Consider the following 15,741-nt stretch of genomic DNA (forward strand, 5'->3'; position numbering starts at 1 on the left):
TCCTATCCGTTGGCCCGCTGTGCGCTACGTCCTTTCGCGACATAGGGCAGCACGAACATATAGAGGCCGCTGAACAGCATAAGGAAGAGCGGCGGCAGTGGCGAATAAACCACCCAGGCGGGCGGCTGTCCAAACGCCATGGTGACGAAATTGGCGACGACGGTCGCCGTGAAGATGATCGACAGCCAGCGATGCGCCTGCCTGATCCATTTGCTCCAGTCCAATTTTACCTCCCGTGAAAATGTGTGAAAACCGGGCGCGCTACCAGCGCGCCAGCTGCGTGATCTGGATGAGATTGCCGCAGCCATCGTTGAGCTTGGCGATGGTCGAGCCGGTCACCTCGGTTGGCGCCATGGCGAAATTGCCGCCGCGCGCCTTGATGCGCTCATGATCGCCCTTGATGTCGTCGGTGAAGAACATCACCGCCGGCTGACCCTGCTCGAACATCGCTTGCTGGTAGGCCTTGGCCGCCGGTTTGTCGTTGAGCGCCAGCTGCAGCTCTGTGCCCTCGGGCTCGTCCGGCGAGGCGACCGTCAGCCAGCGGAACGGCCCATTGCTGAAATCGGCCTTCTTGGTCAGGCCGAGCACGCCGGTGTAGAAGGCAAGCGCCTTTTCCTGGTCGTCGACATAGATGCTGGTCAGTTTGATCTTCATCGTCTTTCTCCATAGGTTTTGCTGGCGGTGGGCCGCCCGGTGAAGTCAGCTTCGGTTTTTCAAATCGGCCGGTGGATTTCAGTCCGTCCGGTCGAGAAGCTGCTCAAGCTTCTCGAAGAATTGCGGCCAACCCATCTTGGCGCCGCCATAGGCGCGCCGCTGCTCGGGCCGGAAGCCGGATTGTTCCATGCGCAGATGCGTTCCGGTTGGCGTCGGGGTGAGCGTGAAGGTCACCACGCTCCTGAGATCGAAGGCCGGATCCTGGTGCGCAAGGTTCCAGGTGTAGGACAGCGTCTTGTTCGGCTCGACCGCCAGGACCTCGCAGTCGAGCACGCCGCCCCAATCGGCGCTGATGTTGAAGCGGTGGCCGACAGCGGGCTTGAAATCGTTCTTCATCAGCCACTCCTCCATCAGATGCGGTTGCGTCAGCGCGCGCCAAAGTTTTTCCGGCGGATGGGAGATCTGCCGCTCGACGACGACAGTGCGGTTTTCAGTGGCACTATCGTTCACTGGTCCATCCTTTTGAGCAAATCCTCGAGATCATCGAACCGAGCCTCCCAAAACCCGGCCATCTCGCGTGTCCAGTCCATCAGCGGCGCCAGCGCGCCAAGCTGCGCGCTGTAATGCGTCTGGCGACCCTCGTGGCGGTCGCGCACCAGCCCAGCCTGCTTGAGCACGCCCAGATGCTTCGACACGGCCGGCTGCGAGACGCCGGACTGGCTCGTCAGCGCTCCCACCGTCTGCTCGCCCTGGCGGCACAGCCGTTCGAAGATCGCCCGCCTGGTCGGGTCGGCGAGCGTCCTGAAGAGCATGTCATGGGTATCCGGCATGTCAGATCGATAACCCGTTGGCTATTGGTTGACGTATAACCGCAGGGATATATGTTCGTCAAGTGCAAGATTGGACTGGCACAAGACTGGACTGAGCAGAAGATGGAGCACCCTGATGATCCTCGTCACCGGAGCCGCCGGCCATGTCGGACGCGCGGTCGTCTCGAGGCTGGTGTCATCAGGCCACGAGGTGGCCGCGCTGGTCCGCAAGCCTGAGGCCGCGCAAGGGCGCCTGCCCCGGGAAACAGCGCTGCGCGTCGGCGACTATGAGGATGCCTCGGCGCTGAAGACAGCCTTCACCGGCATCGACGAGCTGGTCCTGATTTCAAGCGATGGCGCTGCGGAGGCGGTCATGTGCCATCACGCCAACGCCATCGCGGCCGCAGCGGCCGCCAGTGTCCGCCACATCACCTTCACCAGCATCGTCGATATCGGTGAACCCTCGCCCTTCTACTACGCACCGGTCTACCGTGACGCCGAGCGCCGGCTGGCCACCTGTGGCGTGCCCTCGACCATCCTGCGCTGCGGCCTCTACAGCGATTTCATTCTCGACACCTGGCTTGAGCCCGCCTCGGGGGAATTGGCGCTGCCTGCCGGACAGGGCCTGGTCGCGCCGGTTTCGCGCGACGACGTGGCGGCGGCCGTCGCCGCGGCGGCGGCAAAGACCGACACATCCCGCACCCTCTACACAATCACCGGAGATCGGGCGCAGGGCTTCGACGCGATCGCTGCCTTCTATGCCGAGGCGACAGCACGGCCCCTGCGCTATCGTCCCTGCGCCCTCAGCGACTATCTGGCTTCGGCGTCGGCGCGCCTCGACAGCCCCTGGCCACAGGCTTTCGCCACACTATGCGCCTCGATCGCCGAGGGCCGTTACACCTCGACCTCCAGCGATTTCACCACGCTTACGGGTAAGCCGCCGGAAAGCTTTCGGGATTTCCTGGTTCGCACGGTCCCCGGTAGACCCGCGAACGGCTAGACAGCCGCATGGTCGCGCCCAATCTCCTGCGCCACCAGTTCCTGCAACTGCCACAGATTGCGGTCGCGTATGCCGCAGGCGTCGAGATGGCGGATCGTCTCGAACAGATATTGCGCGCCCGAACCCCAGTGGCCGACGGCCCTGGCCAAAGTCGCCGCGACCGCGGACTTGTCGAGCTTGCCGGCATAGCGCGGATTGGCGGGATCGACGACGAAGCCGAGCGCCTGGCTCATCCCGCCTTCCGTGCTGACCTGCAGCCAGCGCGGCACGTTGACGGCGGGCAGGATGGTCATCTCGCGGCGCAGCAGCGCTTCCAGATTGGCGGCGACCGGCGCGGCGATCTCGAACACCATGCCCCGGCACTGGCCGCCACGGTCGAGCGCCATCATCAGGCCGGGCTGCTCGAGCGTGCCGCGAAAGCGCTGCACCGTGAAGCAGAACGACCGGTGCCAGCCGCGCGCCACCGCGCGTTCGCCACCCCTGACCTCGCCGGCCGGCTTCCACAGCAGCGAGCCATAGGCGAACAGCTTCAGCGGTCCGGGCGGTGCCGAGGCCAGGATCTCGTCGCGAAACCGCGCATAGTCGGCGTCCTGCATATGGACCATGCCCGGCGTCGGCCCGGCATCCTCGACCACCCGCATGGTCCGCGCCACCAGCGCCTCGGTCAGCGCCATCGGCGCCTTGCGCGGTACGGACTTGCCCGGTGCGGCGGAAATGGCCTTGTTCATCCTTGCGCTCCCAGCCTTGCCGCCATGTTGCCGAACGCTGGGGGATTCTCAAGGGCGACCGGCGCGAAATCCGCCGGTCAATGCCGGGCGTGCGCGGCACGCACGCCCGGCAGGTCTGCTCTAGTGTTTGGTGCTCTTGCCGCCGATGGGGATGCGCTTTGCCTTGCTCTGCGCCTTCTCGGACTTCGGCAAGCTCACGGACAGTACGCCGTTGCGGAAGTCGGCGGCGACCTTGTCCTCCGCGACTTCGAAGCCGATCGGGATGCGACGTTCGAAGCGGCCATAGAACCGCTCGGTGAACTGACGCTCCTTGTCGTCGGTCTCGGAGTGTTTTTCGCCGCGCAACGTCAGGACGCCGTCATCGAGCAACACCTCGATGTCCTTCTCCTCCATGCCGGGTATCTCGGCTGTCACGCGGATCTCCTTGTCCGTTTCGGAGATTTCCACGCTGGGCCAACCGGTGCCGGCCAAAGAGAACCTGCCCATGGACGGAAGCCGCGACTCGAAGCCGCGGAACATGTCGTCGACCAGGCGGCTCATCTCGCGATGCAGGCCCATGAACGGGTCCCGATCGCCTTCGCGAAAGAGGGTCGCAGACTGGCTGGTGTCGCGGCTCCACGGCATGAGATCACGAATGGTCATTGCACTTTCTCCTTCTTGATCCTGTTTCTGGCACGTTTGTATGCTGTGGCTGCCATGCTCCGGAGGACAACGCGCCGTCTGAAGCCGGCATCGCTCCCCGCCCCATCTGTGCTGCTTTTTTGGCTCTGCTTCTGGTCCGATCCGCTCAACCTTTGGGAACGCCCTCGCCCGGTCGCGGGTCCCCCGCAATGTCATCGCCTCCGGCACATGATGCCCGAGTTCAACGGTCACAAGACCGCCGCCCATGGAGCTGACGCCCGAGTCTGCACCGGCTCATCTGGCGGCGGCATGGTCGATCTGGGGTTCGTTGCGGAGGGGTCAAGACCTGGTAATGCAAAGTGATCGTCGGCGATGTCGACCGTCATTGCGACTGGTAGAAGGTGCACATCCAGTTGGTCGTCAGCCTCCCTACGACACCAGCGGCATCGGCACCTTCAGCCCGTCGATCAGCGCATCTCGAAACAGCGCGATCGGACGGGCGAGCCGTCCCGCCGGCGGGCGGTGCAGCAGCCAGGCGCGCACTTGCGGTTTGAAGTCGGGGCAGTCGATGACCTCCACCTTATCGCGCCAGCGGCTGTCGGCAAAGGCGCCGGGCGTGACGATGCCGATGCCATGGCCGCGTGCCACCAGCGACATTCTGAGGTCGACGCTGAGCGCCTCTACCCCGACCTGGAACGGCAGTCTGGCCGCCTCGAAACTCTGACGGATGAAGGCACGAAACCCGCAGCCGTTTTCGTTCATCACCCAGGCAAAGCGCGACAGGTCGGCGAGATTCGCCGGCTTCGGCACGCCGAGGCTGGGGGATGCGACCAGCAGCACCGATTGCACGCCGAGATCGTCGCAGACCAGCTCGTCCGGCGGCGCCAGGCCTTCGGCGAGGCACACCGCCACGGCGTCGAGTTCGCTGCGCGCCACCTGCTCCACCAGCCTTGGCGACCAGCCCGAGGTGATGCGCAGCGTCAGTTGCGGAAAGGCGGCGCGCAAAGTGTCGAGCGGCAGCGCAAGTGCCGCGTCGGAGAGATAGGGCATGACGCCCAGGCGGAACTCGCCCTTGACCTCGCCTTGCGGCGACACGCCCGCCCTGAGATCCTCCAGCGAGCGCAGCACGCGCCTTCCATGCTCATAGGCCTCGCGCCCGGACGCCGTCGGCTTCAGAGGCTTCGACTGGCGGTCGAGCAGCGCTGTCGCCAGCCCATCCTCGAGATTCTGGATGCGGCGCGTGACGCCCGGCTGCGTCAGGTTGAGCCTAGCCGAGGCGCCGACGATCGAGCCGGTTTCCACCACGGCGATGAAGGCTTCGAGGTCATGGATATTCATGCACATCTCGCATAATCATTATCGAATTGATTGAATTGTAGCATGATATTGCTTCGGCATAAAGTCCTCCCACAATATGCAACTTCCTGAGGACTCCATGCCTGATACCAATGATGGCCAGCTGTGCGAGCGGCTGCCCGCCGGCACCATCACCGGCCCGCAGACGCTGCTCTTCGCCGCCTCCACCGGCATCATCGTCACCAATCTGTTCGCGCCGCAGACGCTGGTCGGGCTGATCGGCCCGTCGCTTGGTGCCAGCGCCGCCAGCGTCGGCCTTGTCGCCATGGCCACGCTGCTCGGCTATGCCGCCGGCCTGTTCTTCCTGGTGCCGATGGCAGACCTCGCCGAAAACCGCGCCCTGATCCTGCGCATGCTGGCCGCGGCCGCCCTTGCGGCGGGCGTCGCTGCCTTCGCGCCCACCATCGCCTCGCTGCTGATCGTCCTGTTTATCCTCGGCGCTGCCTGCTCGGCGATCCAGATCCTTGTGCCGATCGCCGCTTCGATGGCGCCGCCCGGCGAGGCCGGCCGCGTCATCGGCGATGTGATGAGCCCTGCTGGCGCGGCCGCTGGCCAGCCTCGTCGCCGACGCGTGGGGTTGGCGCGCCTTCTACGGCCTCAATGCTACCGCGCTCGTCCTGCTCGCCGGCGTGCTCGCCTTCACCTTGCCGCAGCGGCGACCGGAGGCGAAATCGACCTATGGCGCGCTGATTGCCTCACTGTTCGGGCTGTTGCGCGACGAGCCGGTGCTGCGGCGGCGCGCACTGACCGCGGCGCTGGTGATGGCGGCGTTCAGCCTGTTCTGGACGGCGGTCGCCTTACGCCTCGCACAGCCGCCCTTCGGCCTTGGCCAGCGCGGCATTGCCCTCTTCGCGCTCGTCGGCGCCGGCGGCGCCGTGGTCACGCCTTTGTTCGGCCGCGCCGGCGACCATGGCTGGACGCGATCCGCCACCATCGCCTGTCTCATCGTGCTGATCGGCGCGATGGCACTCGCCGCCTGGGCCGGCGCCTCTCAGTCCGAAGCGTCATGGCAATCGCTGGCGCTGATGGGCATCAGCGCCGTGCTGCTCGACATCGGCGTCACCGGCGACCAGACGCTCGGCCGCCGTGCCGTCAATCTGCTTCAGCCCGAGGCGCGTGGCCGGCTCAACGGCCTGTTCGTCGGCATCTTCTTCATCGGCGGCGCCATCGGCTCCTTGTTGGCCGGAGTTGCCTGGACTTGGGGCGGCTGGACTTGCGTGTGCGCCATCAGCGCAGTCTTTGGCGCCGCCGCCCTGCTGGTCGACTGGATCGGCGGGCCGGAATGACCGGGCGTTCTTACAATCACGCCAGGTGACCCAGGGGAACAATGTTGCCGGCAAACTGTTTTAGTCCTTGCCGGAGGATGCCATGAACGATGCGTCGGCGACGCCCGCGGGTCCCGTCCTTTCATCGACGGAGCGCGTGAACACGCTGTCGCATTTCCATCGCGCCGAAATCGCGCGCATGGCGGGCTGGCGCGATCGGCTCGACAGGACCACGAACTGGGCGATCACCGTGGTGGCAGCGATGCTCTCGGTCTCACTGTCGACGGCCAGCGCCCATCATGGCGTCTTGTTGTTCGCCATGCTGCTGATCCTGCTGCTTTTGTGGATCGAGGCGCGCCGCTACCGCTTCTTCGACTTCTACCGCGCCCGCGTGCGCCAGTTCGAGCGCCACTATTTCGCGCAGATCTTCTCCCCGCAACCCGACTTCGCCTCGGATTGGCTGCTTATCGTCGGCGAAGGCCTGCGCGCGCCGAAATTCCTGCTGTCGCAACGCGCCGCCTTGGCGCGGCGCCTGCGCCGCAATTACATCTACCTCTTCCTGATCCTGCTCTTGGATGGGTGCTGAAAATATCGACGCCCAGCCTTCAGGTCGGGGGTGCCGGGACCGGCTTCGTCGGCTCGCTCCGCTATGCCGTCGACAGCGCCGCCCTTGGCCCCATTCCTGGCATGGTGATCGTGGTCGGCGTGGCTGCATTCTATGCCTGGCTGTTCGCCATCGTCCTTTTCGCGTCCGGCGGCGACGGCGAGCTCACCTTCGGTGATGTCCACGTCTGACCTCGATAACTTCCAAATGCGGCAACGGGCGGCTGCAACGCAAAGGCCGACCATGCGTTGTCATGGTCAGTCCGCCGCGACGCTTGAGGGAACCCATGAACCGGCAACCGGCAACGACGTCAGGCCGTCTCGCGGCCACCCTCGTGCTGGCTACCCTTGCCCTGGCACCGGCAAGCCGCGCTTTCGCCGCCCAGCCGCCCGGACATGCCTCGGGCATGGGCGGCTCGGCCGAGGGCCTGTTCGTCGCGGAGATCGTGCTTCTCCTGCTGGTCGGCCGCGGCCTCGGCGAAATCTTCCAGCGCTACGGCCAGCCGGCGATCATGGGTCAGCTGATCGGCGGCATTCTGCTCGGCCCCTCGCTGTTCGGCTGGATATGGCCCGACGCCCAGCACCTGATCTTCTCCAGCGATCCGGCGCAGAAGGGCATGATCGATGCGGTGTCCCAGCTCGGCATCCTGCTGCTGCTCCTGCTGACCGGCATGGAGACGGATCTGCGCCTGGTGCGCCGCGTCGGGGCGGCCTGTTTTTCGATCTCGATCACCGGCGTCGTCGTGCCTTTCGCCTTCGGCTTCGCGCTGGCGCATTTCCTGCCGGACTCGTTGCTGCCCGACCCGCGGCAGCGCGTCGTCGCGGGACTGTTCCTCGGCACGGCCCTGTCGATCTCCTCGGTCAAGATCGTCGCCATGGTGGTGCGCGAGATGAACTTCATGCGCCGCAATCTCGGCCAGGTCATCATCTCCTCGGCCATCATCGAGGACACGATCGGCTGGCTGGTCATCGCGATCACCTTCGGCATAGCCACCCATGGCAGCCTGCAGGTCGTGCCGCTCATCACCACCGTGGTCTCGGTGGCGCTGTTCATGGTGTTCTCCTTCACCGTCGGCCGCCGGCTTGTCTTCACGCTGATCCGCTGGAGCAACGACTCTTTCCGCAGCGAATATGCCGTCATCACGGTCATCCTCATCATCATGGGCGTGATGGCGCTGATCACCAACCTGATCGGCGTCCACACGGTGCTCGGCGCCTTCGTCGCCGGCATACTGGTCGGGGAATCGCCGATCCTGTCCGACCACATCGAGAGCCAGCTGCGCGGCGTCATCACCGCGCTGTTCATGCCGGTGTTTTTCGGCATGGCCGGCCTGTCCGCCGACCTCACCGTGCTCACCGATCCGACGCTGGCATTGCTGACTGTGGCACTGGTCGCCATCGCCAGCATCGGCAAGTTCGGCGGCGCCTTCCTCGGCGGCCGGCTGGCCGGCATGTCGCTGAAGGAAGCCACCGCCGTCGGCAGCGCCATGAACGCCCGCGGCTCGACCGAGGTCATCGTCGCCAGCATCGGCCTGTCGATGAACATCCTGTCCCACAATCTGTTCACGATGATCGTCACCATGGCCGTCATCACCACGCTCGCCATGCCGCCCATGCTGCGCTGGGCGCTCGGCCGCCTGCCGGTCGGCCATGCCGAGAAGCAGCGCGTCGAGCGCGAACTGCTCGACGAGCGCGGCTTCGTCTCCAGGCTGGAGCGCCTGCTGCTGCTGGTCGACGACAGCCCGGTCGGCAAGTTCACCGCCTATCTCGCAGGCCTGGTCGGCGGCGGCAGCGGCATGCCGACCACACTGCTTCATCTTCAGGACGGCGAGCTCGCCGGGCAGCTCGGCGACAAGGGTTCGGAGCGGGCGTCGAGGGAGGTCAAGAAAGGCGCGGCCAGGAGTGCGAGGGCCGTCAGCAAGGCCGAGGACACGCTTGTCGACAAGGTCCATCTCACCGCCCGCACCGAGCTTCAAGCCAGCGCCGAGACAATCGCCGCGGAAGCCCGCAAGGGCTATGGGCTTCTGCTGGTCGGACTGGAGAACACGCTGACCGACAAAGGCACCTTCAGCGGCGCGCTGAAGGACATCAGCAGTGGTTTCGACGGCCCGCTCTGCCTGGTGCTGAACGGCGCCAAGGCCAATGGAAAGATGCCGGCGCTGCGCGCCGGAACGACGATACTGGTCCCCGTCAACGGCACCGAAGTCGCGCGCCGCGCCGCCGATTTCGCGCTGGCGCTGGCGCGGCCGCACCGGGCCCGCGTCAAGGTGCTCTATGTCTCGCAAGCCAGGCAAGGCAGCGGGCCGGGCACGGTCTCGCACCGGCGGGAGGAAGCCGTGCTCAAGGATGTCGCCGATCTCGCGGACCGCTACGGCGTCGCCGTCGACACCGCGATCCGCACGCGAGCCACGGCGGACAGGGCGATCGCCAGGGAGGTGGCCAAAGGGGCCGCGATGGTGGTCATGGGTGTCACCCAACGGCCGGGCGAAGAGCTGTTCTTCGGCGACACGGCGACAGCCGTGCTCGCCGCGGTCGCCTGCCCGGTCGTGCTGCTGGCCAGCGAACGCGTCAAGCGGGCCGATGCCAATGCCGAGGACGCGGCAGCCGAAATCAGTGGCTGATATTTCGGCCGAGCGATCGGAACCTACAGGCCGAAGAACTGTCGCCCGATCATGTATCCCAGCGCCGCCGCGACGAGCGGAAACAGCGCTGGGGCCACCTTGCCGAAGAAGGAAACCTTCATGTCCTTGGGCGGCACATAACGTGCGTTGCCGAGATTCTTGGTCATTGCGTACCCCGCGCCAAACCAATCAGTTTCGCGCATACCGTTATCCCAAACCGCCACGCGGTCCCGGCCGGCATGCATTAGCAAACGCTTATTGACAGCATGGCCAAATTAACGGGTTGCAAAGAAATTCGGTAGAATCGCCGACCATTGCGCGGCGAGGCCCTGTATTCCAAGGAAATTTCCGCGCGTCGGGAACCGATCGGCCCCGTCCCGGGTTTTGCAGGTCGGGGCATGCATGGTCACAATCTCATTGAACGCGAGACAGTTCGGCGGCGCGCCGGTGGCGCGAAGTCACGTGGGTGTGACGACCGATGGCGGGCAATCGTTGACGGCGATGCCCGAAATCCTACCGATGACCCGACTGAACCCGAATAAACGCCGACCGATCCACGAGACGCCATGCCAGCGACCAGTACACACGCGATAGGAGATCGTGATCATGCCTTCCTCGCCGGCGGCGGAGAGCTCGGCCGGCTGATCGCGGCTTTCGACTGGGCTCAGACCTCGATCGGACCGATCGAGGTCTGGCCGCAGAGCCTGAAGACGGCGGTCTCGCTGATCCTGCGCTCCAGGGTGCCGATCGTGATGCTGTGGGGTGAGGATGGCGTCATGATCTACAATGACGGCTATTCGGAATTCGCCGGCGGCCGCCATCCGCAATTGCTGCTCGAAAGTGCGCGAAGGCTGGCCCGAAGTCGCCGACTTCAACGACAACATCATGAAGGTGTGCCTGGGCGGCGACACGCTGGCCTATCGCGAGCAGGTGCTGACGCTCAACCGCACCGGCAGGCCCGAACAGGTCTGGCTCGATCTCGACTATTCGCCGGTGCTCGACGAAAGCGGCGAACCGGCCGGCGTCGTTGCCATCGTCATCGAGACCACCGCCAAGGTTGCCGCCGACCGCTGGCGCGCCGGAGAGCGCGACCGCCAGCGCCAGATGTTCGAACAGGCGCCGGGCTTCATGGCCATGCTGTCTGGCCCGCAGCATGTCGTCGAACTGACCAATGCCGCCTATATGCAGCTCGTCGGCCACCGCGACATCATCGGCCTGCCGATCCGCCAGGCCTTGCCCGAGGTCGAAGGCCAAGGCTTCTTCGAACTGCTCGACCAGGTTTTCAACTCCGGCGAGGCATTCGTCGGCCACGCGCTGAGGGCCGAGTTGCAGCGCACGCCGGGTGCGGCGATCGAAGACCGCTTCATCGACCTCGTCTATCAGCCGGTGCGCAATCCCGCTGGCGAGGTTTTCGGCATCTTCGTGCAAGGTGTCGACGTCACCGACCGGCTGCTTGCCGAACAGGCGCTGCGCCAGAGTGAGACCCAGTTCCGTACCTTCGCCGAGGCGATGCCCAATCACGTCTGGACGGCGACGCCGGAGGGGCTGCTCGACTGGTTCAACCCGCGCGTCTACGATTATTCCGGTGCAACACCGGGCGAGCTTGACGGTCATGACTGGGCCGACATCGTGCACCCCGACGACATCGTCGCGGCCGGTGAAAAGTGGCAGCACGTGCTGGCCGCCGGAACCTTCTACGAAACCGAGTTCCGGCTACGTCGGCATGACGGAATCTATCGCTGGTTCATTGCCCGCGCCGTCCCGATCCGCGATGCCGATGGCGCCATACTGCGCTGGATCGGCACCAACACCGATATCGACGACCAGAAGCAGGCGGCCCAGGCCCTGCTGCAGAGCGAGCGCCGCTTGCAGCTGTCGCAGAATGCCGCCGGCATCGCGGCCCTCGAACTCGACATTGCCAGCGGAACCGTGGTCGGCTCCGAGGGCTTCTGGGGTCTCTGGGGACTGTCGCCGCGCGACAGCGTGCACATCTCGGTGCTGGAAGACATCGTCATTCCGGAGGACAAGGATGTCCGCTCCAACCCGCGTACGCGAGAAGAAGGCACCGCCGTGCCCGCCGTGGAATACCGCATCCGGCGTCCCGACACGGGCGAATTGCGCTGGCTGTCGCGCCACATCGATTTCGTCCATGACGAGACCGGCAAGCCGGTCAAGATGTTCGGCGTCATGCAGGACGTCACCGACCGGCGCGAGGCGCAGGCGCGGCAGGAGCTGCTGACCCACGAGCTCGAACATCGCATCAAGAACATACTGGCGATGGTCGCGGCCATCGCCTCGCAGACGCTGCGCAACACCGATATCGCCACCGCGAGCGCGACCTTCAACGAGCGTTTGCGCGCACTGGCCAACGCCCATGACATACTGAACAAGACCCGCTGGACCAGCGCCTCGATCCGCGAAGTGGTCGACAACACCATCGCCACCTTCCCGCTCGAACAGATCTCGATTTCCGGCCCGGCCCTGCCGATCAACCCGAAGATGGCGCTGACGCTGGCGCTCGCCGTCAACGAGCTGGCCACCAACGCGCTGAAATATGGCGCGCTGTCGACCCCGCAAGGCAAGGTGGTCATCGAATGGTCGCTGCGACCGTCGCACGAGAGTTCGGGCGGCATCAGGCTGATCTGGCGCTGGCGCGAAAGCGGCGGGCCGCCGGTGACGCCGCCGAGCCGGCGCGGTTTCGGCCGGTTCCTGATCGAGCGCGTCTTCGGCACCGACTTCGGCGGATCGGTCAAGATCGACTACCACCCCGACGGCGTCGAATGCGTGCTGAACGCACCGGCACCCCAATTGCCGACAGCACCGTACTGACTACATAAGGCATGCTATGACCATTCAGACGCCTGTCACCGTCCTCGTCGTCGAAGACGAAGCCTTTCTGCTGTTCGCCATCGCCGACGAGCTGCGCGAGGCGGGGTTTGGCGTGCTGGAGGCGAGCAATGCCGACCAGGCGATCCAAATACTGGAAAGCCGTCAGGACATCGCCATCCTGTTCACCGACATCGACATGCCCGGCTCCATGGACGGCCTGCGCTTGTCCGCAGCGGTGCGCGACCGCTGGCCGCCGGTCAAGATCATCATCACCTCAGGCAAGCAACAGCCGACCCGGGACGCCATGCCGACCGGCGGCGTCTTCCTGCCCAAGCCGTACGCGCCGCAAGCCGTGGCGGCCACCATCCAGGGGCTGCTCGGTTAGGCACGGTACCTTACTTGTCGGCTTTTTGCGAACGCCCGATCCCGTGCGACGGATAGCTGGCCAGGCCCTACGCCGGCAGCGTCGGCTCGGTGTTCGGCTCCAGCGCCTCTTCCGCCTCATGCTCATCCGGAAGCACCTCGCCATGCACCCCCAGCGGCCGGCCGATCCAGACCGGATCGACCAGATGGTCGCGCTTGGGGTTCTGCGTATTCGGGTGGATGAGGATGCTCAGGCCGCCATGGTTCAGCATCAGCCACGGAACCAGCGCGCCGAAAATCTCGTTGGCGAAGGAGACCTGGTACATGGCCTGGTCATGCGGGCCGACTTTCCCCTCGTGCCAATTGCCCAGGCGCACGCGGAAACGCTCGCCGATGCGCAGGCGCAGCCATTCGGCATGTTGCCGCTCGGCCGGCCCGTCGAAATAGATATGGGCGTGATAGCTGGCGATCTCGGCAAGCGGTCTTGGACTGTCTTGGGTCATCTCGATACCCTCCCTCGCAGCGTGGCTGCGTTGCGCCATTCAGCCCAAGAACAAGGGTTTAAGCAAGGTCCGCTGCCCGGGGTCGTCTGCACGGCCGGGAACATGGCTCTCGATAGCCGCTCGAGCGCAGGGACCGCGAGGTCGGCGCGCTGGAAGGCCTGATCCGCCACCAGCCGGTGCCGGAAAACGACCGCATGACCCAGCGCTACCGAGGGGGGCATTGCGAACCTCGGCCGCGGAACGGCGTCTGCCTTTATTTGCAAGGCAAGCCGTAAACCGCTGAAATCCTTAACACGATTTTCATTCCGCTGTCCTAACCACGATGCCATGGCAAGGCATTTCCAGCGCTTGTTTGCTGGCCCCCCTCCCAAGGGGCAGAGCGAAGCCGTGGCAACGGGGATCCTCCGCGATCAGTTCGCTGATCTGAGGAAAGGGATCTTCATTTCCATGCCTGTGGGCACGGTGCTGTCGGCGCTGGTCCTGGTCGTGCAGTTGCTTTCGCATGGCGGTCTTGACGCGGTCCTGTGGTTCGCGACGGTCAGCATCATCAACGGCGCGCGCCTGGTGCTTGCCGTCTTCCGGCCAAACATTTCCGACGGAGACCCTAGGCGGGTCGGCGCCTGGCTGTCCCTCTACGGCGCATTGGCCCTGCTGTCGGGAATAGCCTGGTCTTTCCTGGCCTTGCTGGCGGACGGCTACACCACGGCCCAGGCGCCGCTCTATCTGATCGTGCTCTCGGGCCTGTCGGCGGGCGCGGTCACCTACTCGGCCTCATATGCACCGGCGCCGATCAATTTCATGACAATGCCGCTTCTGGTCGCCGCCGGATGCGTGGCGGCCAAGGGCGGCATCGAGAATTATGTGCTGGCTTTCACCATCGTGCTTTTCCTCTGCGGAATGGTCAGGAGCGCGCTGATCGGGCAGGCCAGCTTCCGCGAGGCCAGCCGCCTCAAATACGAGGCGACGGAATTAGCCGCCGAGATGGACCGAAATTCCAGGCGCGACCCGCTGACGAATTTGCTCAACCGGTACGGGCTCGAGCAGGCGATCCGTGAGCTCGGGCCCTCCGACGGCCCGTTCGTGACCATGCTGATCGACCTCGACGGCTTCAAATCCGTCAACGACACCTATGGCCACAACATCGGCGACGACCTGCTGGTCAAGGTCGCGCGCAGGATCGAGGACCATGCGCCGCAGGGTGCCACGATCGCCCGCATCGGCGGCGACGAGTTCGTGCTCTTGTTCCCCGCCGCGACATCCCGGCAAGCGGCCGGCGCGCTCGCCTCGTCCCTCATCGCGGCCATCGCGCAACCGGATCCGCAGTTGAACTCCGTGCGCGTCGGCGCCTCGATCGGCATCTACATCTCGGAAAAACCGCGGCTGACGGAAATGCTGCTGCGAGCCGATTTCGCGCTCTATGCCGCCAAGCGCAAGGGCAGGAACGAATACTGTCTGTTCGATGCCGGGCTCGACCAGGCGCTGGAGCGCAAGCACTGCATCGAGCGCGACCTGCGCGGCGCCGCCGAGGCCGGCGCGCTCAGCTCGTGGTTCCAGCCGCTGGTGCGCCTGGACACCAACGCGGTGGTCGGTTTCGAGGCGCTGCTGCGCTGGCAGCACCCGCTCCACGGCGCGATCGCGCCGCCCGAGATCGTCAACGCGGCGCGCGAGACCGGCCTGCTTCCGCTGCTGACGGAAACGGTGTTCCGCAATTGCTGCGCCATGATCGAGGCCCTGGTGAAGAACGGCCGCGGCGATGTGCGGGTCGCCATGAACCTGTCGCCGCGCGAGCTCGAGGCCGGCAATGTCGACGACATGATCCTGGACATGCTGAGGGCGAGGAACCTGCCCGCGGCGATGCTCGAGATCGAGATCACCGAGGAAGCGCCGGTCGACCGCGAACGGGTCGACGAAAAGATCGGCCGCCTCGCCGACGCCGGCATATCGATCGTGCTCGACGATTTCGGCACCGGCTTTTCGACCCTGGTGGCGCTGAAGAACAGCCGCATCAGCAAGATCAAGATCGACAAGCATTTCGTGCGCGACCTGGCCAAGTCCGTCGAGGACCAGGCGCTGGTCAAGACGGTCATCGATCTCGGCCGCACGCTGGGCATAGAGGTCATGGCCGAGGGGGTCGAGACGGACGCCGACCGGCTGATCCTGCGCTCGCTCGACTGCATGGTCGCGCAAGGGTTTCTCTTCTCGCCCGCCCTCCCCGCGCCCGAGGCGCTTGCCTACGAAGCGGCCCATTCCAGCCAGACGCTGGCGGCGGAAGCGCTGTTCGACCCCGCCGCAAGACGCCTGAGCGGCGCGGCCTGACCTCGCGTGCCGCAACACCGCTCGCGGCGCGAGGCTTTCGACCCCGCGCGCATCGTGTAGTCTGATGGTTTTC

General features: G+C 65.5%; 14 protein-coding genes and 4 pseudogenes. 9 read left to right on the top strand and 9 right to left on the bottom strand.

The genetic code is table 11. The annotated features are described in order from the left end of the window. Positions 1 to 2: 2 nt before the first annotated feature. From ACLGL5_RS30440 to ACLGL5_RS30455, 4 genes are all read right to left on the bottom strand, one after another. Positions 3 to 224 carry a hypothetical protein gene (locus ACLGL5_RS30440; protein ID WP_019859676.1) on the bottom strand — a complete coding sequence of 74 codons (222 nt, stop codon included), beginning with the start codon at positions 222 to 224 and terminating at the stop codon, positions 3 to 5. A 37-nt stretch (positions 225 to 261) separates the two neighbouring features. Further along, a complete protein-coding gene (locus tag ACLGL5_RS30445) occupies positions 262 to 654 on the bottom strand; it encodes a VOC family protein (RefSeq protein ID WP_069092736.1) in 393 nt (130 codons plus the stop codon). Between the two features lie 78 nt (positions 655 to 732). After that, a complete protein-coding gene (locus ACLGL5_RS30450) occupies positions 733 to 1,164 on the bottom strand; it encodes an SRPBCC family protein (protein ID WP_069092737.1) in 432 nt (143 codons plus the stop codon). Further along, positions 1,161 to 1,484, bottom strand: a complete 324-nt coding sequence (locus ACLGL5_RS30455; protein WP_010910781.1) for an ArsR/SmtB family transcription factor — start codon at positions 1,482 to 1,484, stop codon at positions 1,161 to 1,163. Before ACLGL5_RS30455 ends, ACLGL5_RS30450 begins: the two co-directional genes overlap by 4 nt. Positions 1,485 to 1,599: 115 nt before the next feature. On the opposite strand from ACLGL5_RS30455, the gene ACLGL5_RS30460 reads away from it, so the two are divergent. Continuing rightward, on the top strand, positions 1,600 to 2,463 hold the full coding sequence (locus tag ACLGL5_RS30460) for an NAD(P)H-binding protein (protein WP_069092738.1): 864 nt from the start codon (positions 1,600 to 1,602) through the stop codon (positions 2,461 to 2,463). Here ACLGL5_RS30460 and ACLGL5_RS30465 read toward each other — a convergent pair. The 3 genes from ACLGL5_RS30465 to ACLGL5_RS30475 all read right to left on the bottom strand — a co-directional run bounded on the left by ACLGL5_RS30465 (position 2,460) and on the right by ACLGL5_RS30475 (position 5,150). Beyond that, complete coding sequence (locus ACLGL5_RS30465; RefSeq protein WP_069092739.1) at positions 2,460 to 3,191, bottom strand: gamma-glutamylcyclotransferase; 732 nt, start codon at positions 3,189 to 3,191, stop codon at positions 2,460 to 2,462. The two genes, ACLGL5_RS30460 and ACLGL5_RS30465, sit on opposite strands and share 4 nt — an antisense overlap. Positions 3,192 to 3,311: 120 nt before the next feature. Further along, positions 3,312 to 3,833 (bottom strand): Hsp20/alpha crystallin family protein, encoded by a 522-nt coding sequence (locus tag ACLGL5_RS30470; protein WP_069092740.1) that lies wholly within the window; start codon positions 3,831 to 3,833, stop codon positions 3,312 to 3,314. A 408-nt stretch (positions 3,834 to 4,241) separates the two neighbouring features. Further along, the gene (locus tag ACLGL5_RS30475) at positions 4,242 to 5,150 is read right to left on the bottom strand and encodes a LysR family transcriptional regulator (protein WP_019859685.1); all 909 of its coding nucleotides are present in this window, start codon (positions 5,148 to 5,150) and stop codon (positions 4,242 to 4,244) included. Positions 5,151 to 5,247: 97 nt separating this feature from the next. Between ACLGL5_RS30475 and ACLGL5_RS30480 the strand changes: the two are divergent. The 3 genes and pseudogenes from ACLGL5_RS30480 to ACLGL5_RS30490 all read left to right on the top strand — a co-directional run bounded on the left by ACLGL5_RS30480 (position 5,248) and on the right by ACLGL5_RS30490 (position 9,657). Beyond that, positions 5,248 to 6,454 (top strand): annotated as a pseudogene (locus ACLGL5_RS30480) (MFS transporter). A gap of 82 nt (positions 6,455 to 6,536) precedes the next feature. Further along, a pseudogene (locus tag ACLGL5_RS30485) lies at positions 6,537 to 7,228 on the top strand (DUF2270 domain-containing protein). Between the two features lie 215 nt (positions 7,229 to 7,443). Next, entirely contained in the window at positions 7,444 to 9,657 is a 2,214-nt protein-coding gene (locus tag ACLGL5_RS30490) for a cation:proton antiporter domain-containing protein (protein ID WP_069093482.1), read from the top strand. A gap of 23 nt (positions 9,658 to 9,680) precedes the next feature. On the opposite strand, the gene ACLGL5_RS30495 is transcribed toward ACLGL5_RS30490, so the two are convergent. Beyond that, a complete protein-coding gene (locus tag ACLGL5_RS30495) occupies positions 9,681 to 9,860 on the bottom strand; it encodes a hypothetical protein (RefSeq protein ID WP_141700962.1) in 180 nt (59 codons plus the stop codon). A gap of 363 nt (positions 9,861 to 10,223) precedes the next feature. Here ACLGL5_RS30495 and ACLGL5_RS30500 point away from each other — a divergent pair. The 4 genes and pseudogenes from ACLGL5_RS30500 to ACLGL5_RS30515 form a co-directional block, all read left to right on the top strand. After that, positions 10,224 to 11,505 (top strand): annotated as a pseudogene (locus ACLGL5_RS30500) (PAS domain-containing protein); the annotation flags it as partial. Between the two features lie 108 nt (positions 11,506 to 11,613). Beyond that, positions 11,614 to 11,835: pseudogene (locus ACLGL5_RS30505) on the top strand (PAS domain-containing protein); the annotation flags it as partial. A 9-nt stretch (positions 11,836 to 11,844) separates the two neighbouring features. Next, the gene (locus tag ACLGL5_RS30510) at positions 11,845 to 12,486 is read left to right on the top strand and encodes a sensor histidine kinase (RefSeq protein ID WP_494372959.1); all 642 of its coding nucleotides are present in this window, start codon (positions 11,845 to 11,847) and stop codon (positions 12,484 to 12,486) included. 16 nt (positions 12,487 to 12,502) lie between these two features. Beyond that, on the top strand, positions 12,503 to 12,871 hold the full coding sequence (locus ACLGL5_RS30515) for a response regulator (protein ID WP_069092742.1): 369 nt from the start codon (positions 12,503 to 12,505) through the stop codon (positions 12,869 to 12,871). A 67-nt stretch (positions 12,872 to 12,938) separates the two neighbouring features. Here ACLGL5_RS30515 and ACLGL5_RS30520 read toward each other — a convergent pair whose 3' ends face one another. After that, a complete protein-coding gene (locus tag ACLGL5_RS30520; RefSeq protein ID WP_069092743.1) occupies positions 12,939 to 13,352 on the bottom strand; it encodes a DOPA 4,5-dioxygenase family protein in 414 nt (137 codons plus the stop codon). Between the two features lie 447 nt (positions 13,353 to 13,799). On the opposite strand from ACLGL5_RS30520, the gene ACLGL5_RS30525 reads away from it, so the two are divergent. Continuing rightward, positions 13,800 to 15,668, top strand: a complete 1,869-nt coding sequence (locus tag ACLGL5_RS30525; protein ID WP_245307201.1) for a putative bifunctional diguanylate cyclase/phosphodiesterase — start codon at positions 13,800 to 13,802, stop codon at positions 15,666 to 15,668. Positions 15,669 to 15,741 lie beyond the last annotated feature (73 nt).

The organism is Mesorhizobium sp. U510, assembly GCF_059180695.1.